This is a genomic window from Nocardia sp. XZ_19_369 (assembly GCF_015355715.1).
Classification (GTDB): Bacteria; Actinomycetota; Actinomycetes; order Mycobacteriales; family Mycobacteriaceae; genus Nocardia.
Genome location: NZ_JACVED010000006.1, coordinates 52,379 through 75,371, shown reverse-complemented (window position 1 = coordinate 75,371; position 22,993 = coordinate 52,379). Strand labels below are relative to the sequence as shown.

Here is a 22,993-nt window from a genome sequence, read left to right as displayed (position 1 = left end):
TTCGCGATTACGCCGTAAAACCGACCAAGCGCTTGCTACGCTCCCGGTATGATCTCCACGGCGGTGTGGGGCACCGGCAATGTCGGCCGGGCGGCCATTCGAGCCGTCGAGGCCCATCCGGCGCTGACACTCACGAATGTCCTCGTCCACAATCCGGACAAGGTTGGTCGCGACGCCGGGGAGCTGAGCGATCTCGACCATCAGCTGGGCGTCGCAGCCACCGATGACATCGACGCGGTGCTGGCGACAAAACCGCGCGCAGTCGTATACGCGGCATCCGGCGACATCCGCCCTGACGACGCACTCGCCGACATCGTGCGGGCGATCCGCGCGGGTGCGATAGTCGTGACGCCCGCGCTGTACGCCCTCTACGACCCACGCAACGCACCGGCGGAGATCCGCGACCCGGTGCTCGCCGCGATCGCCGAGGGCGGCGGCTCGCTGTTCGTCTCGGGTGTGGACCCCGGTTGGGGCAACGATGTACTGCCCTTGTTGCTCAGCGGCCTCGGCGGCACCATCGACGTGCTCCGCTGCCAGGAGATCTTCGACTACTCGACCTACGACCAGCCGGACTCGGTGCGCTACCTCGTCGGCATGGGTCAGCCGATGGACTACCAGCCGCCCATGCTCGCGCCGACGGTGCCGACCATGGTGTGGGGCGGCCAGATTCGGCTGATGGCGCGGGCGCTCGGCGTCGAACTCGACGAGATCCGCGAGACGCTGGATCGGCGGCCGCTCGAAGCCACGATCACCACCGTGTCGATGGGGGAGTTCGCGGCGGGCACGCAGGGCGCGGTGCGCTTCGAGGTGCAGGGCATCGTGGCGGGCGAGCCGCGGATCGTCATCGAACACGTCACGCGGATTCACCCGTCCTGCGCGCCGGACTGGCCCGCGCCCGCCGACGGCGACGGTGCGCACCGGGTGATCGTCGAGGGTCGCCCGCGCATCGAGGTCATCATCGAGGCGACCGACGAGAACGGCAACCGTTCCGCGGGTGGAAATGCCACTGCCGTAGGTCGTTTGGTGAGCGCCATCGATTGGCTCGCCGCGGCCGAACCCGGGCTCTATGACGCGCTCGATATTCCACTGCGTCCGGCAGTCGGCAAACTCGGAAGGAAAAATCCATGATCATCGATATCCCCGAGGGCAAGGACCCGATCGGTTACGTCTGGGGCGAAATGGTGCCCGGTATCGGGGTCGCCGCCGCCCAGTTCTCGATGGCGGTGTATTCGCACAGCACGCTCGGTCTGCGCGAATTCGAGGCCGCCCGGCTGCGGATCGCGCAAATCAACGGCTGTATCTTCTGCCAGGACTGGCGCACCGAACGCGACGGCGCCAAGGTGGAGCCGGAATTCGCCGACGCCGTCACCGAGTGGCGCACCACCGCGGCTTTCGACGAACGCACCCGGCTGGCCGCCGAATACGCCGAGCGCTACGCCCTGGACCACCACGGTATCGATGACAAGTTCTGGACCCGCATGCTCGCCGAGTACACCCAGGTCGAAGTCGTGGAACTCAGCATGAGCATCGGTTCCTGGCTGGCTTTCGGTCGCTTGAATCGCGTGCTCGGACTCGACACCGCCTGTGTGCTGCCGGGACATTCGGCCGCGTAGCCGACCCCCGCACCCGGGCTGTCAGGCAACCTACGGTTTCGGCACCCAGGCAGGTTGACCGTCGACGAGTCCCGCCTCGAACAATTCCGGCGCGTCGACGACGGCCTGCAGGTGATCGTGGGCCTCCTCGCGCGACAGCGTCGCGGGGTAGCGGATGTATTCGAGGGTCGCCGCGATCTCGGCTTCGAATCGGTGCCGGAACTCGACGTCACCGGCATAGGTCAGCGCTATACGTCCGTGCCAGTCGATGTGGTGGCTGCCGTCCTGGCGCCGGGTGAAAGACACCTCCTGGTCGGCCACCGAATCGTGGCCGAGCAGGTAGATATTGAATGCGAGAAATTCGAGCTGATCGATATCGACGAGAGGTAGCGGATCGGCCGTTAAACGTTGCGGCGTCAACGATTTCAAATGGAATGGACTACCCGGCGTGGCGGCGAGAAATCCGGTGCCGTCGTCCTCCCCCCAGTAGGTGGACGACAGCGTGCAACTCCCGTAGTTGCGCCACACTTGCGGCGACGACCAATCCGCGCCGTCCGCAGCACTTTCCGGTACCCCGTCGGCACCGTACTCGGCCGACCGCAGGTGCAGGTCGAACCATAAATTGCCGTTCTCGTCGATCCGCCCGGACCACGCGAACTCGTCGATCGCGTGTCCGGCGGGCCACGGGTTTCCCGGAAACACAATCCGACCTACGGTCGCATTGTCCTCCGGGTCGATCCTTTCCATACTGTCGAACCTAGCGACCGGTACCGACAAGCCGCGAATCAGTAGTCGCTCCGAGCCGTTCATTCAGGCGTTGACCGCCGTTTCGTCGCCGGCCTCCGGCGCGTCCTCGACCGTGCGCCGAGGTCCGGTGAACCAGGTGCGCGCCGAAAGCACCCACCAGATGCCGATGGCGCCGACGACGCCGAGCAACGCGATCGGGGCGTAATTGACCGTGTTCCAGGTGAAGTCGCTGTGCCAGGGGTAGCCTCGGTCGTCCATCGGCAGGATGAACAGGAGACTGATCAGGGCGATCCAGGCCAGCGCGACGATACCGATCGGGCGGTACCAGCGGCCGAGTTGCCAAGGGCCGGTGCGGAATCGGGCCCCGTGCACCTGGCGCAGCAGAATCGGTATGCCGTAGGCGATGTAGAGGCCGATGGTGGCTACCGAGGTGGCGGCCGCGTAGGCGGTCGGCGCGTTCTCGGCGGGCACCAGCATCGAGGGAATCAGCAGTACGAATGCGAAGACCGAGATGAACAGCACCGCGTTGACCGGCACCTTCCTGGCCGAAAGTTTCGACCAGAGCGCCGATCCCGGCACCGCGCCGTCACGGGCGAACGCGAACAGCATGCGGGAGGCCGAGGTGACCGACGCGTATCCGCAGAACAACTGCGCGATCGCGGCGATGATCAGCAGCAGCCCCGACCAGAACGAGCTGAGCGAGGTCTCCAGGATGTAGATCACCGGGTAGCCGCTGTTCTTGGTCGGATCCAGCGCGTCGTCGAGGTTCGGGATCGCGAAGGTCACCGCCATGATGAGCAGATAGCCGGCGATCGCGGACACCACGATGGTGTTGATGATGCCCTTGGCCGCCATCCGGGAGGCGTCGTGGGTCTCCTCGGACATGTGCGCCGAGGCGTCGTAACCGGTGAACGTGTACTGCGCGTGCAACAGGCCGAGCAGGAAGCTGAAGGCCACCCCGCCGAACCCGACACCGCTGTTGTCGATGGTCTCGGTGAACACGAAATCGACGCTCTGATGGTTTTCGGCGCCGAAGGCGAGCACCAGCACGAAGATCGCCACACCGCCGACGTGCCACCAGGCGGAGATATTGTTGATCACCGCGGACAGATGCGGGCCGATCGCGTTCAACACCGCGTGCAGCACCAGGATCACCGTGAAAACCAGGAAGATCGCGGTGCGGTCGGTGCCGATCTCGATCCCGATCACATTGAGCACCGCGGTCGTGAAGATCGCCGCGCCGTAATCGATGGCCGCGGTCACCGCGATCTGGCCGATCAGGTTGAACCACCCGGTGAACCAGCCCCAGACCGGCCCGCCGAGCTGCGACGCCCACCAGTACAGGCCGCCGGAGGTGGGGTAGGCGGAGGCCAATTCCGCCATCGCCATGCCGACGAACAGCACCATGATCGAGACCAGCGGCCAGCCCCAGGCCATAGTGATCGGGCCGCCGTTGGCCAAACCGATTCCGTAACTGGCCAATCCGCCGGTCAGGATGGAGACGATGGTGAAACTGATGGCGAAGTTCGAGAATCCGGACCAGGATCGGGCCAATTCCTGTTTGTAGCCGAGTTCGGCGAGCCGACGTTCATCATCGGACGGAGACGGTTGTTCGCTCATATACAGCTCCCGGATGTAAACACTGCCCTCACACAGCGTTTGCCAGAAGATCAGTGTGGAGTAAACCCGAGTCAACCGCATGGCAACCGGAATACCGCGCGCAAATCGCGGCGACCCCTGCGTTCGGCGACCGGCGGTCGGCCGTAGCGTGAGCCGTATGGAGCGACTGGTGGTCATCGGTGGTGACGCGGCCGGGATGTCGGCGGCCTCGCAGGCACGCAGGCTGAAGGGCGCGAGCGAACTGGAGATCGTGGTATTCGAGCGCGGCCGGTTCGCCTCGTACTCCGCGTGCGGCATCCCGTACTGGGTCGGCGGCGACGTGCGCGAGCGGGACGCGCTGATCGCCCGCACCCCCGAGGAGCATCGCGCCCGCGACATCGATCTGCGGATGCGCACCGAGGTCACCGCGATCGATGTCGCGGGCGGCCGGGTGCGTGCCCGCGACATCGACGCAGGCACCGAATCCTGGACGGACTACGGCAAACTCGTCATCGCCACCGGCGCCCGCCCGAGCCGGCCGCCGCTGCCTGGCATAGACGCGACCGGCGTGCACGGCGTGCAGACCCTCGACGACGGGCAGGCGCTGATCGACACGCTCGAACGCACCGAGGGCAAGCGCGCGGTGGTCGTCGGTGCCGGGTATATCGGTGTGGAGATGGCGGAGGCGCTGATCAAACGCGGCTACGACGTCACGATGGTCCAGCGCGGCCCCGAGCCGATGTCGACGATGGACCCGGACATGGGTGCGCTGGTCCGAGATGCCATGTGCGGCATGGGTATCGAGGTGGTCAGTAATGCCGAGGTGACCGAGATCCGGACCGACGAGCAGGGCCGGGTCGGCGCGGTGGTCGCCGACGGCGTCGAATACCCCGCGGCTGTGGTGGTGCTCGGCATCGGCGTGCAGCCGAATACCGAGCTGGCCCGTGCGGCCGGTCTGCCACTGGGTGAATACGGCGGATTGCTCACCGACTTGGCCATGCGGGTGCGCGGTCACGAAAACATCTGGGCCGGTGGCGATTGCGTCGAGGTGCTCGATCTGGTGTCGGGTCGCGAACGCCATATCGCGCTCGGCACGCACGCCAACAAGCACGGCCAGATCATCGGCGCCGGTGTGGGCGGGAGCTACGCGACCTTCCCCGGCGTCGTCGGCACCGCGGTCAGCAAGGTCTGCGACCTGGAGGTCGCGCGAACCGGCCTGCGGGAGAAGGACGCTCGGGCCGCGGGCCTGCAATTCGTCACGGTCACCGTCGAATCGACCAGCCGCGCGGGCTATTACCCGGATGCCGCGCCGATGACCGTGAAGATGCTGGCCGAGCGGCGCACCGGCCGCCTGCTCGGCGTGCAGATCGTCGGCCGCGAGGGTGCGGGCAAGCGCGTCGACATCGCTGCCGTCGCGCTCACCGCGCGGATGACGGTCGAACAGATGACCGCCCTCGATCTCGGCTACGCGCCGCCGTTCTCCCCGGTGTGGGACCCCGTGCTGGTGGCCGCCCGCAAGGCGGTCAGCGCGGTGCGCGAGCGCGGGTAGCGCTCAAGCCGCGCTGCGGTACACCGCGAACACCGGGATCACCCGCGACGTCTTGGCCTGGTATTCGGCGAAGCCCGGCATGATCTCCACCATCCTGGCGTAGAGCTCGTCGCGCTCGGCACCCGAGACGACCTCGGCCTTGGCCGCGTACTGTTCGGTGCCGATCTCGACGGTGAGGTCGGGATCGGCGCGCAGGTTGTGGTACCAGGCCGGGTGCTTGTCGTTGCCGCCGTTGGAGGCGATCAGCACGACCCGGTCGCCGTCGGGCAGGTAGACCAGCGGGGTGGTGATGCGCCGTCCGGACTTGGCGCCGGTGGTGGTGATCAGCACCATCGCCGCGCCCTCGAACATGCCGCCGACCTTGCCCGCGTTGGCGCGGAACTCATCGATCACCTGCTGGTTGAAGCTCTTCGGTTCGGAGTCGGGGCTGTGGGGATCGGACACGTCATTGCCTCCAGTGGTTACGTTTTCACGGGCAGCAACCATGAAGTGGGCGGCGAAATTCCGCCGACGGTCAGTAGTCGGCGAACAGCTCCAGCAGTTCGGGCTTGCCGAACATCAACGCGGCGTCGCGGGCGGACGGGGAGCCCTGGTCCGGGTCGGCGCCGGATTCGAGGAGCAAGCGCGCGATCTCGTTCTCGCCCTTGAAGACCGCGCCGGCCAACGGGGTCTGCCCCTTGTCGTTGGCTTTGGTCGGGTCGGCGTCGCGGTCGAGCAGCGCGGCGACCGCATCGCGATGGCCGTGGTAGGTGGCGAGCATGAGCAGGGTGTCGCCCGCCTCGTTGGTCAGGTCCGCGGGCACGCCCGCGTCCACGTACGTGGCCAGCGCGGCGGCGTCACCCTGGCGCGCGAAGTCGAACACCTTGGTGGCCAGCTCGAGGAGTTTGGGGTCCATGTCAGCGTCCATCCGCCATTCCTACCAGGCCCCGGCGACTCATTTCGAGGTCGCGCGCTTCCCCATCTCGGCTCGCACCTTCTTCAGATCATCGACGAACGCCGCATAGGCCTCGGCCCGATCCGGCGCACGCAGCACCGCCGAGGGGTGCACGGTCGCGATCGCCCGATACTCGGGCCGCGAAACAACCTCGCCGCGTTGCTGACTCACCTTGAACGCCGGATCGATCACCGCCTGCGCGGCGACCGCACCGAGACACACCACCAGTCGCGGGCGGATGAGCGCCAGTTCGGCGTTGATCCAGGCCGAGCAGGCGACGATCTCGGTACGGCCGGGCGTTTTATGGATCCGCCGCTTGCCGCGCTCGACGAACTTGAAGTGTTTGACGGCGTTGGTGAGATAAACGGTGTCCCGGTCGATGCCTGCCTCGTCGAGCGCTTTGTCGAGCAGGTGTCCGGCGGGGCCGACGAACGGATGGCCCTGCCGATCCTCTTGATCGCCCGGTTGCTCGCCGACCACCACCACGGATGCGTCCGGGGGGCCTTCGCCGAAGACGGTCTGCGTCGCGTTCTGGTAGAGATCGCACCCCCGGCAGCGGCAGGACGCTTCTTGCAGGGTCGACAGGTCCGCGGTGTCGGGAACGAACTCGGCGGCACCCGGGGCCTCCATCACGCCTCCTGAGACTCGCGCGCGTAGGGCGGATACGCCTCGGCGCGCAGCAGCCCGGCCAGATGCGCGGCATTGCGGGCGACCGCGGCGGTCGTGCTTTCGACGGACTCCGGGACCTGGTACAGGTCTTTGTAATCGACCGTGCCCATCGCCTGCCCGTTCCAATAGGTGCCGCCCTGTGCGGGAATGGTGAAGCCGATGTCGTTCAGCGCCTGGAACAGATCCGCGATGATCTTGTGCGCGCCGTCCTCGTTGCCGACCACGGCGGCGATGCCGACCTTGCCGACCATGCTCGGCCTGCCCGCGTCGTCGGTCTCCGACAGCTCCGCGTCCAATCGCTCCAGCACGCGCTGCGCCACCGAGGACATGTGCCCGACCCAGGTCGGCGTCGCCATCAGCAGGATGTCGGCGGCGGCGATCATCTCGCGCAACGTCGGCCACACGTCGCCGTCGCCCTCGTCGGCGGTGACACCCGGCCGCACGTCGTAGTCGACCACCCGCACTACGCGGCCCCCCACTCCGTGTCGCTCCAGCTCGTCCATCACCTGCCCGGCCAGCAGTTCCGTGCTCGACGATTCGGGTGATTTCTTCAAACTGCACACCAGCGCTACGGCCGTCAACGCGGTCATCGGGTCGACCTCCTTCGGTTGGGGGACTGCTGTCGACGTACCCGTTTCGGTCGAGCTCACTCCATCGGCCGCCGAAGGCCCTCCCACCTGGTGTACCGGAGGCGATAGGTCGGTATAGTCGCCGCGGATGAGTAGTGTCGCCACCCACGTTGAGCCGGAAGCCAAGAATCGTCGACTCGGCGTCGCGATGTGGCTGGCACCGGTGCTCTGTATCGCGTTCTCCGCGTTCTGTCTGCTGCTGCCGACCTGGCCGTTCGACAAGATCACCGGCGGGTTCATCGACCTGCAGGTCTATCGCCTCGGAGTGGACGCGCTACGGCACGGCAACGACATGTACGGACAGCTGCCGCAGACCACCATCGGCGCCGGACTGCCGTTCATCTATCCGCCGTTCGCCGCGCTGGCACTGAGCCCGTTCGCGCTGCTGCCGTGGACCGCGGCCGCGTTCACCTTCTTCGTCTCCTCGGTGGCCGCGCTCGGGGTGACCCTGTACCTGGTCGCGCGGCGGGTATGGCCCGGCGCGGATCAGCGCAAGCTGGTGCTGATGGTGACCGGGTGCGCGACGCCGCTGGCCCTGCTGCTGGAGCCGGTGCACTCGACGCTGGGCTTCGGTCAGGTCAATCTGCTGCTGATGGCGTTGGTCGCGGCCGACTGCCTCGCGATCAAACCGCGCTGGCGGCGCGGCATGCTGATCGGCATCGCCGCGGCCATCAAGCTGACCCCGGCGGCGTTCGTGCTGTATTTCCTGGTGCGCAAGGACTACAAGTCGGCGGCGACGGCCGCGGCGACCGGCGCGGCCGCGACGCTGATCGGCTTCGCCGTGCTGCCGCGCGACTCGGTGAAGTACTGGTTCGGCGGTATGGGCAACGTGTCCGGGTTGAGCGGATCGGCATTCCATACCAATCAGTCGATTCAAGCGGTGCTGGCCCGGTTGCAAGTACCCGAGCCCGCGTTCACCGCGCTGTGGCTGATCCTCGGCGCCGCGCTGCTCGTGCTCGTGGTCGCGGCCATGCGGCGCGCGGTCGACTTCCCGCCGCTCGCGCTGGCCATCAACGCGGTGTTCACCCTGCTGCTCTCGCCGATCTCCTGGTCGCACCACTGGGTGTGGATCGCCCCGGCATTGCTGGCCACCATCGGTTACGCCACCCGGCTGCCGCGTCGTCAGGCGATCGGCTGGTCGGTGACCATCGCCGTCATCACCGCGGTCTTCGTGTACGGACCGCAGAACTGGCTGCCCGACGGCGAACATCGTGAAACGCAATGGACGCCATGGCAACACATCATCGGCAACACCTATGTGTGGTTCAGCGTGCTGCTCGTCGCGTTGTACTTCGTGTCGGGTCGCCGGGCCGCGCGGGCGCCGGCGCCGACCCCCGCGCTGGTGCCCCAACACTGAAATTCCGACCCCCTAGTGTTTGCTGCCGAGATCCCCGGGTAGGGCCGTCAGTGACGGCAAACCAGCCGTCGCCGACAAGTACTCGAGGCAAGGAGGGATTGCATGGCAGCCCAACGTGGTTTCGCCGCCATGGATCCGGAGCAGCAGCGCAAGATCGCCAGCCAGGGTGGCAAGGCGAGTAGCGGCAGCTTCGACAACGACCCCAAGCGCGCCAGCGAGGCGGGCAAGAAGGGTGCGGCGGCCCAACCGGTCGCGGCCAAACGTCTCGGCGGCGAACGCAGCCACCTGAACCGATAGCACGACAGCAGCCGATGGGCGAGGCGACTGCCTCGCCCATCGGCCGTCCCCAGCCGAGGATTCTCCGATGCGCCTACGCCGCAGCACTGTGTACGGCCCCGGCCTGACCCGAGTCGGACGCGGCCGCGGCTTCTCCTATGCCACGACCGACGGCGAAGCGGTGACCGACGCGGAAACCCTCGACCGGATCAAAACCCTGGTGATCCCGCCCGCGTGGCGCAAGGTGTGGATCTGCCCGCACGCCAACGGTCACGTGCAGGCGGTGGGCATCGACGCGGCCGGCCGGCGGCAGTACCTGTACCACGAGCAGTGGCGCAGGGAACGCGACGAGGAGAAGTTCGACCGGGTGCTCGAACTCGCGGCCCGGCTGCCGGAGGTGCGGCGGCAGGTCAGGGCGGATCTGGGGGAGCGGGGGCTGAGCAAGCATCGCGCCGAGGCGGTGGCGATCGATCTGCTGGACCGCGGCGTGTTCCGGGTGGGTGGCGAGGAGTACGCGGAGGAGAACGGCACCCGCGGGGTCGCCACGTTGCTACGCGAGCAGGTGCGTCTCTCCGGTGACGAGATGCTGTTCGACTACCCCGCCAAGGGTGGCATCCGGCGGCGGGTGCGGATCAGGGAACCGTTGGTGGCCAACGCCATTCGGGCCATGCGGCGTTGCCCGGCCGAGTCGTCGCGGTTGCTCGTCTATCGGAACGGGACCGGTTATCGCGAACTGCACGCCGACGACGTCAATCTGCGGTTCAAGGAACTCGCGTGCTGCGAATGCAGTGCCAAGGACTTACGCACCTGGCAGGCAACGGTATTGGCGGCCGCGGACTTCGCCACGGCCGAACGGCCCGAGTCGAAACGTGGTCGTAAAGCGGTGGAGAAGAAGGTGATGGAGGACGTCGCGGCGGCGCTCGGGAACACGCCGACGGTCGCGCGTAACTCCTACGTCGACCCGCGGGTGGTGACCGCCTGGGCGAACGGATCGACCATCGCCCCGGCGTTGCGTCGTGCGCGGAGCGCCGATTCCGACGACGAGCGGCGGGAGTTGGTCGATCGGGCGGTGATTCGGCTGTTGCGCAAGGTGAAGTGATTCCGTCCTTCGACGCGGTGCAAGTGCCGTGCAAGGGCGGCGCAATCGACGCGCGGCACTGTCGGATCCATGGACGAGACATATGACGTGGTGATCGCGGGCGCCGGGCCCGTGGGCTTGATGCTGGCGTGCGAACTTCGGCTCGCCGGGGTGGACGTGCTGGTGGTCGAGCGGCTGGACGAGATCGATCCGACGATGAAGGCGGGTGGGATCAATGTTCCTACCGCGCAGGCGTTGTACCGGCGTGGGTTGCTGCCGGAGCTCGTTGCCGAGAGTGCGCGGATGCGCGACCAGATGGCGAAATTCCTCACGGCAGGCAATGAGTCGGCCGATGAGCCGATAGCGCCGCCGTTTCTCGGGCATTTCGCGGGCATCATGATCGGGGCCGGCCTTGTCGACTTCGATCATTCCTCGTTCGCGGATCTGGGGCCTGCCGCCGAGGTCTATCTGGTGACGCAGCAGAGCATCGAGGCACTCCTCGGGCGACGTGCTGCCGAGTTGGGTGTCATCGTGCGGCGTGGTGTCGAGCTCACCGATTTCGCGGACGACGGCAGTGGGGTCACGATTCGCCTCGGCGACAACACTGTTCGCGCCGGCTGGCTGGTCGGTTGTGACGGTGGGCGCAGCATCGTGCGCAAGCTGGCCGGTTTCGACTTCCCCGGCCTCGACCCGGAGCTGACCGGGCATCAGGCCATCGTCGAGATGACCGGGGCCGAAGGGCTGAATCCGGGCTGGACAACGACCGACACCGGGATCTACGTGCACGGTCCGATGCCGGGCCGGATCCTGACCGTGGAGCTCGACGGGCCACCCGCCGACCGCGATGCACCGATCACCGCAGCGGAGTTGCAGGCGAGTCTGCGCAACGTGTCCGGTGTTCCGGTGGAGATCACCGCCGTGCACTCGGCCACCCGGTTCACCGACAACACCCGTCAGGTCACCGAATACCGGAAGGGACGGGTGCTGCTGGCAGGCGATGCGGCACACGTGCATTCACCGTTCGGCGGGCAGGGACTCAACCTCGGCATCGGTGACGCGGTGAACCTCGGCTGGAAACTGGCCGCGGTGGTGCGCGGCTGGGCGCGGCCGGACCTGCTCGACACCTACACCACCGAACGGCATCCGATCGGGGCGTGGGTGCTCGACTGGACCCGGGCTCAGGTGGCGTCGATGCGCACCGACCTGCGCAGCAGGAAACTGCGGGAAGTGATGACGGAACTGCTGGCCACGCGGGACGCGGCGACTGTCATCTTCAAGAAGATCTCCGGCGTGCTGCATCGTTACGACTTGGGTGGCGGGCACGAGCGCGTCGGCGCGGCTGTACCGGACTTCGAGTTGTCGGATGGGACCCGGCTCGGCAGGCACTTCGCCGATGGTGCTGCGGTTCTGTTCGATCTGGCTGATTCTGCGGAACTGCGTGCGGCGGTGGGGCCTTGGGCATCGCGGGTGCGGGTGGTCACGGCGAAGGCGGTTGAGCCGGGGGATTTGACGGGGATGCTGGTTCGCCCGGATGGGTTCGTGGCGTGGGCGGCCGATGGGGGCAGCTTGGAAGGGCTGGAAGCGGCGCTGGGTCGGTGGTTCGGCGCCGTGGGGTAATGCCGGGTGTGGCAGAGGCGCAGGCGGGGCTGGTGAATGCGCGAGGGGAGGTGCGGGGCAGCGGTGGTTGCAGAGGTGCGGGCGGGGGAGGTGCCGAGTGGCATGTGCGCCCGAGAGGGGCATAGCTGCCGAGGCCGGAACCCCATGCCCCAGAAGGGGTTCCGGCCTCATCGATTACTTCATTTCGTTGAGTTTCTCCACGCTAGCAGCACTTGGGGTCGGCCGACAGACCCGAAATGTGGCCGGAATTCGTCAGGCGCTGCGCGTTCATGCCAGCTCCAGTTGGGGGCCGATATGGATGGCGAGGTACACCTCGTTGCGGAGTGCGTTGGCCTCCTCGTCGGTGAGCGTGCGTGCCAACGGCCGGAGAACCAGCCGCACAACGGCATTCGTCTGTCCGGGCTCGATGCCGAGTCTGTCCCTGGCCTTTTCGGAGAGCTCGGCCCAGGGTGTCCGGGCGGTGACGAGCACCGACTCGATGTCGTCGGCCCGATCGTGCAGCACTTTTCGCACGGTGTCGCCGAGGGTTTCGTCGTCGGTGTCGTCGGTGATCACCACCGACAGGTCGCGGCGGATCGGCGGCAGCGTGGAGACCGGCCGCCATGGGGACAGGTCTTGCAGCTGGTCGGCGATGCGCGGGTTGTCGGATCGGAGGTAGCGGATATCGGGAATTCCCTTGCGCAGCATGAGGGCTCGGTCCAATCCCAGGCCGAGCGCAGTACCGGACCAGCGGGCGGGATCGAGCCCGGCACCGGCCAGCACATGGTCGGCGATGAGCCCGCATTCGGCGAGTTCCAGCCACTCCGTGCCGAGGCGCACGTCCACCTGTCTGCCGAGGGCGGTGTAGGGGTGCCGGGCCGGCGTGGTGCGCCACTCGGCACCCGGTAGTACTGCCTCCACCAGGTGCGCGACCATCTCGCGCACGTGGTGGTCGCCGGTGTCCGGGCTCGATCGGAGCCGCCACAGATCGACCTGATGGGGTTCGCCCACATGGATTCGGTCGACGACGTCCCTGCGGTAGACAAGGCCGGGCACCACGATGAGGTCGTCGACGTCACCCGACACCTCGGCGTAGCGCCGCAAGGTCGCGGGGATATCGGCCGTGGTGTGACTCCGCAACATGGTGGTCGGGCTGACGTATCGGGTGTAGCGCGCGTCGCGGGTGACGTCGGCCGGGTCGTAGCCGAGCTTGTCGTAGTTGTCGACGACGGCGACGAGCGGCGAGTTGCGCACGACGCGCACCTGCGACGCCCACGCATCGGCCAGGGCGCGCACCATCGCGTCCAGCAGCGCCTGCATGGCGTGCGGCCCCTGCGTGGCGTCGCTGAGGTCGCGCACGGTCAGCGCGCGCGACAGATCGAGTGGAGAGAGATAAGCAGGCATGAGTAATTCCTTTGGTAGCCAGTCGAATTCGGTAAAACCCCCGAACCGACGACGGCCACAGGAACTACGTGCTCGAACGCACGCGGCAGACCCCGTGGCCGACTGACGGCCCGGGGCGCAGAAATCGCCTGCACGCGTTCATGGATTCAGTGTACGAAATCCCCACCCGCGCCACACCCACCTGGCCGGAGGGTTCATGGCAGTCCACGGGGTGAAGGTTCCGGCGGGAGGACTGGCTGTGATGTCGTTTTCGAGATCGTCGAAGGCGGCCCCGATAAGAGCTGAGGCACGGCCAAGAGCAGGCGGAGGTCGTCGGAGGCACGCCCAGGAAGGTGGGGCGAGGGCGCACACCCTTTTCGTAAGCCGCACACCCGGCATAGCTGGTGTGCGGCTTAGGAAAAGGGTGTGCGGCTGGCCGAGTCGGTGCGGTTATGTGGTGGGTTCGGAGCCCGTCGACAAGCGCTGGGCGACATCGGGCAGGCGCTCGACCATCGAAATCGTGAAATCGGCGAGTAGGTCGATCAGGCCCGCGCGGTCGACGTCGAGACCGCCGTCGAGCCAGACCAGGACGAGTTCGGCGGCGCCGCCGGTGATCAGCTGGGAGGTCGCGGCGACGGCGGTGTCGTGGCCGGCGGGGAGGTCGAGCACCAGGCGGGTTTGTTCGATGATGACGTCGGCGACGCGGCGCATGCCGTCGAAGCGGCTGCGCATCAAGACCTCGTTGCCGTAGGCCTGGGCGAAGACGACCTGGGCGCGGCGCGGGTCGTCGGTGAGTTCGATGATGAGGGCGGCGACGCCGGCGCGGATCTTGTCCGCAGGTGAGCCCTCGGTGGTGGCGACGGCTGCGCGGGCGATGTCGAGAGCGGCGTCTTGGATTTCCAAGAGCATCGCGGATGCGAGGGCATCCAGATCGGGGAACGCCTCGTAGAAGAAGCGCGGTCCGACCCGGGCCTGTTCGCAGAGACCGCGCACGGTCAGCGCGGACAGGCCCTGGGTGCCGACGATGTCGAGAGCGGTGTCGAGTAGCCGCCTGCGCCGATCTTCTCGGCGCTCAGCGGTCGAGGTGCCGCGGTACGTGCCGGTGAATACGCGGGTCACGACCATGCCTCGCGGACGCTCGGCTCCGTAGCACCCCGGGGTGCTGTGCCGATGGCTCGCTCGTTCACGACTGCACCTCGCTGACTTGCGGCCTGGTCGCGCCCCGGGTACCGAGGGTTCGCTCGCTGTGCCCGCTCACGACCGGGCCTCGCCGGCACTCGGCACCGGCGTTCCTGGACGTTGCGTGCAGGGTTCGCTCGCTCACCCGAAGCAGCCTTGCACAAGACAAGTCAGGAAACAACTGTGTACGGAAACGTGTGTTTCCGATATGGTCGAGGGGTCGCAGCGTCGCGAAGGGACGGCCGTCATGAGTCTTCTGGTTTCCCCCAAGGTCACCGAGGTGCAAGGGGATGTCCGCCGCTTGCGGGCGCGCGTTGCGAAACACGCGCAGATGTGGGGCGCTCGCGTCGCCGGTCAGTACCCGTCGGCCGAGCGGCCGCTGGCCGAACCACCACCTGGGAGCGGATTGCGCCCGATGCCAGGCGATTTCGGCGCGCCGGGGATCGGGTACACACTGCACGCGCTGAGTGACCCGATCGGATTGACGCGCAAGCGATTTCAGCAGTACGGTCCGGTGAACTGGATGGGCGTGCTCGGCCGCAAGATGGTCGGTGTGAGCAGTCCGGCCGCCATCGAGGCGGTGCTGATGGAACGGAACAAGGTCTTCTCGGCGCAACGCGGCTGGGAGTTCTTGATCGGCCCGTTCTTTCGCGGTGGCCTGCTGCTGCGGGACTTCGACGAGCATCTGTTCCATCGCCGGATCATGCAGCAGGCGTTCACCCGGCCCCGGCTGGTCGGCTACCTGGACCTGACCACTCCGCGCATCACCCGCGGCGTCGCCGAGTGGCGGCCCGGCCCGCACTTCCCGGTCTTCGACGCGATCAAGCAGATCCTGCTCGCGCAGGCGACCGAGGTCTTCGCCGGTGCCGAGCTCGGGCCCGAAAGTGTGGTGCTGGAACGGGCTTTCGAGGACGCCGTACACGGCGCGACCGCGCTCATCCGCACCAATGTGCCCGGCGGGGTGTGGGCGCGTGGGGTGCGCGGGCGGCGCATTCTCGGCGACTATTTCCGGCGTGAGCTACCCGCCAAGCGGGCGGGCGCGGGCACCGATCTGTTCAGCGTGCTGTGCCATGCCGAGACCGAGGAGGGCCACGCGTTCTCGGACGAGGAGGTGATCGAGCACATGATCTTCGTGATGATGGCCGCGCACGACACCAGCACGATCGCCGCGTCCATGCTCGCCTACGAACTCGCCCGCCACCCGGAGTGGCAGGAGCGGTTGCGCGAGCAGTCCCGAGCGCTCGGCAAGCCTGCCCTCGACTACGGCGACCTCGACCGACTACCCGGTCTGGACCTGGCGTTCAAGGAAACGCTGCGCATGTATTCGCCGGTGGCACAGCAGATTCGCGAAACCATCGCCGACACCGACATTCTCGGCTACTACGTGCCGCAGGGCACGCTCGTCATGGTCGGCGCCTACCCGATGATGCGCACCGACGACTACTGGGCCGACCCCGACGTGTTCGACCCGGAGCGGTTCGCCGCCGACCGCCGCGAGGACAAATCGCACCGGCTCGCCTGGGCCCCGTTCGGCGGCGGCGCGCACAAATGCATCGGCCTGTACTTCGGCGGCATGACCGTCAAAGCCGTGCTGCACCAGATGTTGCTGCAATACCGCTGGTCGGTGCGCCCGGACTACCAGGTGCCACTCGTCGCGGGCACCGGACCGATGCCCGCCGACGGCCTGCCCATCCGGCTGGAACGGCTGCGGTGATGCGTGTCGTCGCCGACCGCGCCCGCTGCGAGGGGCACGGCATGTGTGAGGCGCTGGCACCCACCCTGTTCCGCGTCGGCGACGACGGCATCGTCACCCCCCTTGCCGACACCATCGACGAAACCGCGCACGACCTCGTCCAACTGGTCGTCGACAGCTGCCCCGTCGAAGCCTTGCGCCGTACCTGACCACACGCCGCACTCTTTCTCGGGATCCGCACTGATTGCGGGCTGCCGAAGCCGGTGCGGATCCCGAGTAAGGGTGCGGGTCTTCCGTGCGGAAACCGCTGGGCCTGCTGCGATCCCAGTGGGTGACATCGAAGCGTGATCAAGAGTTTGGAACCTCGGCGGCGAGGCATTACCTGTCCGAATACGACAGGCTCGGCGAGGAGGTTCCAGGTGTCGTCTGGAGTATTGATCACGGTAATCGTTCTGGTGGTACTGGCGGCGGTGGTCATCGCCCTGGTGGTGTGGCCGATGGTGCGCAGGCAGCGGCTACGCAGCCGCTTCGGCCCGGAGTACGACCGGACGGTCGAGGAACACGACGACCGGCGCGCGGCCGAACGTGAACTGGCCGAACGCGAACGCAGGCACGCCGAGCTCGAATTGCGCGCGCTGAGCCCGGAGCAGAAACAGCTCTACACCGCGCAGTGGGTCGAGGTGCAGGAGCGGTTCATCGACGACCCGGCCGAGGCGCTGCAATCCGCCGATCGGTTGCTTACCACGGTGATGGCCCAACGCGGTTACCCCACAGAGAATTTCGACCAGCAGGTCGCCGACCTGTCGGTGGAGCACGCGGAAGCGCTCGGTCACTACCGCGCCGCGCACGAGATCGCCACCCGGGCCACCGGTTCCGAGGTGTCCACCGAGGACCGTCGTACCGCCATCGTGCACTACCGGGACCTGTTCCAGGACTTGCTGAATGGCGCCACCGACGACAAGAAGCCCGAGCACGACAAGGACAAGAAGTCCGAGCACGACAAGAAAGCGCTGTCATGAGCACCGAATACGAACGCACCGTGCATTCCGACCGTTCCGCGACGCCGAGCGCGGATATCCCGATGAGCGAGCAGGAGGCGCGGTCTTCGTCCTGGCAGGAGGGCCGCGAAAACGACTGGGCCGCAGGCGAGTCGGGTAGCCGTTTCGCCGAAGGCACGACGGATGTCACCGACGCCGGACGCGCGGGCACGACAGCCGATGACGCCGACCATGCGCGCACGACCGACGTCGACGTCGAACCCGAGCACGTGCGCACCACGGAATACGACGCGGACCAATCCCGCACGGCCGACTACGACGCCGAGACGACCCAGGCGGGCACGGCGGACCACGACGCCGACACCGCACACTCGCGCACGGCGGACCACGACGCCGAGACCACCCAGGCGGACACTGCGGATTACGAAACCGCGCACCAGAGCATCAGGGATCACGACACCCAAAGTGCCTCTGCGGCAACCGACGCCGATCAGGTCCCCGCGACAAGCACCGCCGAGACCGACCAGGCGACCGCTGCGGACGAGACAACCACCGCAGGAAACGGCACTGAGCAGCAACGGATTTCACTCGACGACGTAGGTACCCCGCTCTTCGCCGACATCGACCTCGACCGCCTCCGCACCCAATGGCGTGAGGTACAGGGCGCTTTCGTCGACAGTCCGCGCGACGCCGTCACCCAGGCCGACAAGATCGTCGCGGACATCATCTACCAGCTGACCACCGCCTACGCCGAACGCAAGCGCGTCCTCGAGGAGCACTGCGCCGGCCTGCAAGACGGCGACACCGAGGAACTGCGGCAGGCCCTGCGTGGCTACCGCGGTTTCTTCCGCAGGCTCTTGGTGATCGAGTCGTGATCTAACGGAAAGCGTTGCCCATGAATTGGTTTCGATTGCCGACCGACCGGATCGACCAGGTGACCGACTGGGTCGCCCAGCAGGTGAACGCGCGCGTGCCCGCGCCCGACCCGGCCGACCGGGACCCCGAGTTCATCATCGACACGGTCGGTCCGGGCTGGTGGTTCGCGCGGCTGTACTTCCGCGCGGAGGTCCGGGGCCTGAACCGGATTCCGGAGGACGGCCCGGTCCTGTTGGTCGGCAATCATTCCGGGGGCAACGTGTCACCCGAGGTATTGGTCGCCACTTTGGCGTTCGTGCGGCGGTTCGGTCCGCATCGCCCGTTCTTCCAGTTGGCGCACGACATGGTGATGGCCTATCCGGTCATCGGTACGTTGCTGCGCCGCTTCGGCACGGTAGGTGCGGACCCGAACAGTGCACGGCAGGTATTGCGCGACGGCGCGGCGGTGCTCGTCTATCCCGGCGGTGACTGGGAGGTGCACCGGCCGACCTGGAAAGAAGACGAGATCGACTTCGCCGGCCGGACCGGCTTTCTCCGATTGGCCTGGGACGAGAAGGTTCCCATCGTGCCGATGGTCAATATCGGTGCGCAGCAGACCGCGCTGATGCTCTCGCGCGGGGATCGGCTGGCCAAGCTGCTGCGGCTGGATCGGATGTTGCGGCTGAAGGTATTTCCCATCTCGATCGCCCTCCCGTGGGGACTCAATATCGGCGATCTCGCCGGGCACATCCCGTTGCCCAGCAAGGTCACCGTCGAGTTCCTCGAGCCGATCGATCTGCATGCCGAACTGGGCCCGGAACTGGATGTCGACGCGGCCTACGAGCTCGTCACCGGCGTCATGCAGGACGCACTGTGCGAGCTCTCCGCAGAACGTGGGCTACCGATTGTCGGCTGATATCGGCTGGGCCGCAGCGCATTCAGCTCGCGCCCGGCACCGGCTGGGCGAGAAACATGTAGCTCTTCTCCTCGACCCGGCGCGCGATGCGCCACTGCCCGTCGACCCGTGCGAACGTGTCGAGGTACCACAGCCCGCACAGCATGAGGCTGGGCGGACCGTCCCCACCCGACAGCATCATCGGGTTATGACACATGGTCCGCCCGGTGGCGGTGTCGCCGTCGAGGGTGATCGAGGAGTTGCTGATCAGGTGCTGAAAGGCGGGAAAATTCGGCAACATGGTGGCGAGGAACTTCGCCGCCACGTCGCCGGCCGGTCCGCCCATCGCGGTGTAATCGATATGGGCGTCCTCGGTGAAGATGTCGTCGAGCAGGTCCCACTGTCCGGTGTCGACCGCGTGGGAATACCGGACCATCAGGTCCTGGATCTCCAGGCGGTCCGAAATCTCTGGAAGGGACAGCATGATGCCTCCGAATTGCGCCGACTCTGTTGGCGCTATGCCACCAGGCGCGAGTCCGGGAATCAAGAGCCGGACCTTAGAAGTCGCAGCGGTGGCGGAGGCGAGAAGGGTCAAGCCTTGTGCGGCAAGATGTTCAGTACGAGTACGAGTCCGGCCGCGATGCTGGCGCATGCGAGGACCGTGGTCACGGCAGACTGCGTGAGAGTGGCGATGCCGATCGAAAAGGCAAGGCACAGAGCGAATGCCAGTACCGCGGTCCCCGGCTCCACGCCAGCGATGCGGGCTGGTCGGTGATCCGTCGATGTCATAGTTCTTTTAGTACCCAGCGGGGCCCGTTACGAAACCGTGACTGTTGATTCTGTGCCTCGATCGCTGCTCAGGCGGTGTTGCCGGCGCAGCGGCCCGGCGCGAAAAACGGACGAGACGGACATCACACGCGCCGACGCGCGTTGACAAACTTAGGTATCGCTAACTTAAGCTCACGTCCCCGTGACCTCCGTCGACACCACCCGCACGGCCGCGTTATCGCGCCGCATCCCGATGCTGATGCTCGGGTTTGCCGCGTTGCTGCTGTGCGTCGTGTTGAGCCTGGCGCTCGGCGCCCGCTCGGTGCCGATCGGCACCGTCGTGCAGGCCTTGCTCGGCGATGCGGACGGCCGCGACGCCATGGTGGTCACCGGCATGCGATTGCCGCGCACCCTGGTGGGGCTGGCGGTGGGCGCCGCGCTCGGCCTCGCGGGCGCGCTCGTGCAAGGCATCACCCGCAACCCGCTCGCCGCGCCGACCACCCTCGGCATCAACGCCGGTGCCGGGCTCGCCGTGGTGATCGCCATCTACGCGCTGCGGTTGACCCGCCCGATCGAATACCTGGGCTTCGCCTTCGCGGGCGCTGCCGCCGCCGCGCTGTTCACGCTGACGCTCGGGCGCCGGGCCGGTGACCTCGATCCCGTTCGGCTGGTCCTCGGCGGCACCGTCCTGCAACTGGTGCTGGTCTCCTGGACCTCGGCTGTGCTGCTGTTCAGCGAACGCACTCTGGACGAGGCGCGCTTCTGGCTGGCCGGATCAATCGCCGAACGCGACCTCGACGTGCTGGTGCCGATGCTGCCGACGCTGATCATCGGAGCGGTGATCGGCCTGGTGATCGCGCCCGCGCTCAATACCCTCGCCCTCGGTGACGAAGCCGCGGAGGCGCTGGGCATGCCGGTGGGCCGCATCCGGCTGGCCGGGATGATCGCGGTGGTGTTGCTCGCCGGCTCCGCGGTGGCCGTGGCCGGGCCGATCGCGTTCATCGGACTGGCCGCGCCGCACCTGGTTCGCCTGGTGCTCGGCGGCGACCATCGGGTGCTGGTGCCCGGCTGCCTGATCGCGGGCCCGCTGCTGCTCCTGGCCGCCGACATCCTCGGCAGGCTCGTCGCCAGGCCTTCGGAACTGGAGGTCGGCATCGTCACCGCGTTCCTCGGTGCGCCGCTGCTCGCCGTGCTCGCTCGACGGGTGGGCTGATGATCGATGCTCCGCCGCCGCGCAATGGCCGAACACTATTGCGTGCCAAGCGTTCCGCTGATCAGGTCGGTGCGGCGTCGCTACGGCATGGTCTAAAACCATTGCGTTCCGGCGCGAATGTCCTGGTCCGGCAGCGCAGGCGCGCGATCCTGATCGGCGCGGTGTGCGCGGTGGCGATCGCCGTGCTGTCGACCGTGGCGCTCAGCGTCGGCGAGGTCGAGATGTCGGCGACTACTGCGTTGCGCGCCTTGTTCGGCTTCGGCGACCAGGGCGAGGTCTACGTCGTCCAGGAGTTCCGTGCGCCCCGGCTGGCCGCCGCGCTGCTCGCGGGCGCGGGCCTGGCCACCGCGGGTGCCGTGCTCCAGCGGCTGTTCCGTAACCCGCTCGCCTCGCCCGACGTCATGGGTGTGACCGGGGGCGCGTCCTTCGGGTCGGTGCTCGTGCTCGCCCTCGGCGCGAGCCAGTCGTTCATCCCACTGGGCGCGCTCGGTGGCGGGATGCTCGCCGCGCTGCTGCTCGGCATCCTGGGCTGGCGGTCCGGGCTCCCGGTCACGCGGCTGGTGCTGGTCGGATTGGCAGTGCAGGCAGGGTTGGCCGCGGCGGTGAATCTGATGGTGGTGCGTTTCCCGCTGGAACTCGCCGGGTCGGCGGTGCAGTGGACCACCGGTTCGCTCTACGGGCGCACCTGGCCCGAGATCCAGGCTGCCGCGGTCGCCTGTGTGCTGGTGCTGGCCTTGCTGTATCTGCAATACCGCACGCTGTCGGTGCTCGATCTCGGCGACGAGTCGGCAGGCACGCTCGGCGTCCGGGTGTCTCACTCCCGTTTGGCCTTGCTGGGCACCACCATCGCGCTCGCCGCGCTGGCCGCCGCCCTCACCGGCCCGATTTCCTTTGTGGCGCTGGCGGTTCCGCACCTAGTGCGGCGACTCGCCGGTCCGCCCACCGCCGTCACGCTCGCCGTCACCGGTCTGGCCGGGGCGACGTTGCTGCTCGTCTGCGACTTGATCGTGCAGCACGCGCTGCCGATCGAGGGGTTGCCCGTCGGCGTGGTCACCGCGACCGTCGGTGCTCCGTGGTTGCTCATCCTGATGCTCCGTGAGAGCGCGCCCGTCTCCAGGAGGACCGCATGAGTGACACACCGGACGACGTGGTCGGGCGCAACGAATTGGCCGCGCAGGCAGTCGATCTGCGGTACGGCGACCGCGTCGTGATCGACGGCCTCGACCTGGTGCTGCCGGGCGACTCGGTCACCGCCATCGTCGGCCCGAACGCCTGCGGCAAGTCCACGCTGCTGCGCGGACTCACCCGGCTGCTGCGCCCGTCCGGCGGCACGGTCACCCTCGACGGCGCCGACATCCATCGAATGTCCGCCCGCGCGTTGGCCTTACGGATGGGCCTGCTGCCGCAGCAGCCGATCACACCGGAGTCCATCACGGTCGAGGCGCTGGTGCGGCTCGGTCGCTATCCGCATCAGAAGTTGTTGCGGCCATGGTCGGCTACCGACCAGACGGCCGTCGAGGACGCGTTGCGGCGCACCGGCACCGTCGATCTGCGTGAACAGCCGGTCGACCAGCTCTCCGGCGGCCAACGCCAGCGGGCCTGGATCGCGCTGGCCCTGGCCCAGGACACCGACCTGCTGCTGCTCGACGAGCCGACCACCTTCCTCGACCTGCGCCACCAGCTCGACGTGCTCGACCTGGTTGCCGACCTGCACGCCGAGGCCGGGCGCACCGTCGTCATGGTGCTGCACGATCTCGGCCAGGCCGCCCGCTACGCCGACCACCTCGTGGTGCTGCACGAGGGCCGCCTCGCCGCGGCCGGGCCACCCGCCGAGGTGCTGGACGCCGAACTCGTCCGCACCGTCTTCGGGGTCGATGCCCTGGTGATACCCGACCCGGAAACCGGGACCCCGCTGGTGGTTCCGCGCAGCCGGGCCGCCCGACTGTCCGCCGCCGCTCCCGTCTGAGCGGACTACCCCCCCAG

24 protein-coding genes are annotated in these 22,993 nt (G+C 67.6%); 15 read left to right on the top strand and 9 right to left on the bottom strand.

Features of this window, described 5'->3' with window-relative positions:
• Positions 1–48: 48 nt before the first annotated feature.
• Positions 49–1,128, top strand: a complete 1,080-nt coding sequence (locus IBX18_RS22500) for a dihydrodipicolinate reductase (protein WP_194835566.1) — start codon at positions 49–51, stop codon at positions 1,126–1,128.
• Positions 1,125–1,613 (top strand): carboxymuconolactone decarboxylase family protein, encoded by a 489-nt coding sequence (locus IBX18_RS22495; RefSeq protein ID WP_194835565.1) that lies wholly within the window; start codon positions 1,125–1,127, stop codon positions 1,611–1,613. The genes IBX18_RS22500 and IBX18_RS22495 overlap by 4 nt, the downstream gene beginning before the upstream one ends.
• Positions 1,614–1,643: 30 nt before the next feature.
• Here the strand turns inward: IBX18_RS22495 and IBX18_RS22490 are convergent, their stop codons facing one another.
• Positions 1,644–2,339: a hypothetical protein gene (locus IBX18_RS22490; protein WP_194835564.1), complete on the bottom strand. Its 696-nt coding sequence runs from the start codon at positions 2,337–2,339 to the stop codon at positions 1,644–1,646.
• A gap of 63 nt (positions 2,340–2,402) precedes the next feature.
• Positions 2,403–3,959 (bottom strand): amino acid permease, encoded by a 1,557-nt coding sequence (locus IBX18_RS22485; protein WP_194835563.1) that lies wholly within the window; start codon positions 3,957–3,959, stop codon positions 2,403–2,405.
• 157 nt (positions 3,960–4,116) lie between these two features.
• Between IBX18_RS22485 and IBX18_RS22480 the strand changes: the two genes are divergently transcribed.
• Positions 4,117–5,487 carry an FAD-dependent oxidoreductase gene (locus tag IBX18_RS22480; RefSeq protein ID WP_194835562.1) on the top strand — a complete coding sequence of 457 codons (1,371 nt, stop codon included), beginning with the start codon at positions 4,117–4,119 and terminating at the stop codon, positions 5,485–5,487.
• A 3-nt stretch (positions 5,488–5,490) separates the two neighbouring features.
• Here the strand turns inward: IBX18_RS22480 and IBX18_RS22475 are convergent, their stop codons facing one another.
• The 4 genes from IBX18_RS22475 to IBX18_RS22460 all read right to left on the bottom strand — a co-directional run bounded on the left by IBX18_RS22475 (position 5,491) and on the right by IBX18_RS22460 (position 7,680).
• On the bottom strand, positions 5,491–5,931 hold the full coding sequence (locus IBX18_RS22475) for a nitroreductase family deazaflavin-dependent oxidoreductase (RefSeq protein WP_306796361.1): 441 nt from the start codon (positions 5,929–5,931) through the stop codon (positions 5,491–5,493).
• A gap of 70 nt (positions 5,932–6,001) precedes the next feature.
• Positions 6,002–6,394: an ankyrin repeat domain-containing protein gene (locus IBX18_RS22470; protein ID WP_194835560.1), complete on the bottom strand. Its 393-nt coding sequence runs from the start codon at positions 6,392–6,394 to the stop codon at positions 6,002–6,004.
• A 27-nt stretch (positions 6,395–6,421) separates the two neighbouring features.
• Positions 6,422–7,051, bottom strand: a complete 630-nt coding sequence (locus tag IBX18_RS22465) for a UdgX family uracil-DNA binding protein (protein WP_194835559.1) — start codon at positions 7,049–7,051, stop codon at positions 6,422–6,424.
• Positions 7,051–7,680, bottom strand: coding sequence for a flavodoxin family protein (locus IBX18_RS22460; protein ID WP_194835558.1), 630 nt, complete (start codon positions 7,678–7,680; stop codon positions 7,051–7,053). The genes IBX18_RS22465 and IBX18_RS22460 overlap by 1 nt, the downstream gene beginning before the upstream one ends.
• A 127-nt stretch (positions 7,681–7,807) precedes the next feature.
• On the opposite strand from IBX18_RS22460, the gene IBX18_RS22455 reads away from it, so the two are divergent.
• The 4 genes from IBX18_RS22455 to IBX18_RS22440 all read left to right on the top strand — a co-directional run bounded on the left by IBX18_RS22455 (position 7,808) and on the right by IBX18_RS22440 (position 12,047).
• Entirely contained in the window at positions 7,808–9,076 is a 1,269-nt protein-coding gene (locus IBX18_RS22455; protein ID WP_194835557.1) for a glycosyltransferase 87 family protein, read from the top strand.
• Between the two features lie 102 nt (positions 9,077–9,178).
• A complete protein-coding gene (locus tag IBX18_RS22450) occupies positions 9,179–9,373 on the top strand; it encodes a general stress protein (RefSeq protein ID WP_107657574.1) in 195 nt (64 codons plus the stop codon).
• Positions 9,374–9,440: 67 nt separating this feature from the next.
• A complete protein-coding gene (locus tag IBX18_RS22445; protein ID WP_194835556.1) occupies positions 9,441–10,451 on the top strand; it encodes a DNA topoisomerase IB in 1,011 nt (336 codons plus the stop codon).
• A 69-nt stretch (positions 10,452–10,520) separates the two neighbouring features.
• On the top strand, positions 10,521–12,047 hold the full coding sequence (locus IBX18_RS22440) for an FAD-dependent monooxygenase (RefSeq protein WP_194835555.1): 1,527 nt from the start codon (positions 10,521–10,523) through the stop codon (positions 12,045–12,047).
• Between the two features lie 267 nt (positions 12,048–12,314).
• Here the strand turns inward: IBX18_RS22440 and IBX18_RS22435 are convergent, their stop codons facing one another.
• A complete protein-coding gene (locus IBX18_RS22435) occupies positions 12,315–13,430 on the bottom strand; it encodes a hypothetical protein (protein WP_194835554.1) in 1,116 nt (371 codons plus the stop codon).
• A 429-nt stretch (positions 13,431–13,859) separates the two neighbouring features.
• Positions 13,860–14,528 (bottom strand): TetR/AcrR family transcriptional regulator, encoded by a 669-nt coding sequence (locus tag IBX18_RS22430; RefSeq protein WP_194835553.1) that lies wholly within the window; start codon positions 14,526–14,528, stop codon positions 13,860–13,862.
• 307 nt (positions 14,529–14,835) lie between these two features.
• Here IBX18_RS22430 and IBX18_RS22425 point away from each other — a divergent pair, with 307 nt between their 5' ends.
• From IBX18_RS22425 to IBX18_RS22405, 5 genes are all read left to right on the top strand, one after another.
• Complete coding sequence (locus IBX18_RS22425) at positions 14,836–16,302, top strand: cytochrome P450 (protein WP_194835552.1); 1,467 nt, start codon at positions 14,836–14,838, stop codon at positions 16,300–16,302.
• Complete coding sequence (locus IBX18_RS22420; RefSeq protein WP_194835965.1) at positions 16,302–16,490, top strand: ferredoxin; 189 nt, start codon at positions 16,302–16,304, stop codon at positions 16,488–16,490. The genes IBX18_RS22425 and IBX18_RS22420 overlap by 1 nt, the downstream gene beginning before the upstream one ends.
• Positions 16,491–16,700: 210 nt before the next feature.
• Complete coding sequence (locus IBX18_RS22415) at positions 16,701–17,300, top strand: hypothetical protein (protein ID WP_306796360.1); 600 nt, start codon at positions 16,701–16,703, stop codon at positions 17,298–17,300.
• Positions 17,297–18,154 carry a hypothetical protein gene (locus IBX18_RS22410; protein WP_194835551.1) on the top strand — a complete coding sequence of 286 codons (858 nt, stop codon included), beginning with the start codon at positions 17,297–17,299 and terminating at the stop codon, positions 18,152–18,154. The genes IBX18_RS22415 and IBX18_RS22410 overlap by 4 nt, the downstream gene beginning before the upstream one ends.
• A 20-nt stretch (positions 18,155–18,174) precedes the next feature.
• Positions 18,175–19,050 carry a lysophospholipid acyltransferase family protein gene (locus IBX18_RS22405; protein WP_194835550.1) on the top strand — a complete coding sequence of 292 codons (876 nt, stop codon included), beginning with the start codon at positions 18,175–18,177 and terminating at the stop codon, positions 19,048–19,050.
• 22 nt (positions 19,051–19,072) lie between these two features.
• Here IBX18_RS22405 and IBX18_RS22400 read toward each other — a convergent pair whose 3' ends face one another.
• Complete coding sequence (locus IBX18_RS22400) at positions 19,073–19,513, bottom strand: nuclear transport factor 2 family protein (RefSeq protein ID WP_194835549.1); 441 nt, start codon at positions 19,511–19,513, stop codon at positions 19,073–19,075.
• 486 nt (positions 19,514–19,999) lie between these two features.
• On the opposite strand from IBX18_RS22400, the gene IBX18_RS22395 reads away from it, so the two are divergent.
• The 3 genes from IBX18_RS22395 to IBX18_RS22385 are packed head-to-tail and all read left to right on the top strand — an operon-like array spanning position 20,000 to position 22,976.
• Positions 20,000–21,010, top strand: coding sequence for an iron ABC transporter permease (locus tag IBX18_RS22395; RefSeq protein WP_306796359.1), 1,011 nt, complete (start codon positions 20,000–20,002; stop codon positions 21,008–21,010).
• Entirely contained in the window at positions 21,010–22,140 is a 1,131-nt protein-coding gene (locus IBX18_RS22390; protein WP_194835548.1) for an iron chelate uptake ABC transporter family permease subunit, read from the top strand. The genes IBX18_RS22395 and IBX18_RS22390 overlap by 1 nt, the downstream gene beginning before the upstream one ends.
• On the top strand, positions 22,137–22,976 hold the full coding sequence (locus IBX18_RS22385) for an ABC transporter ATP-binding protein (RefSeq protein ID WP_194835547.1): 840 nt from the start codon (positions 22,137–22,139) through the stop codon (positions 22,974–22,976). Before IBX18_RS22390 ends, IBX18_RS22385 begins: the two co-directional genes overlap by 4 nt.
• Positions 22,977–22,993 lie beyond the last annotated feature (17 nt).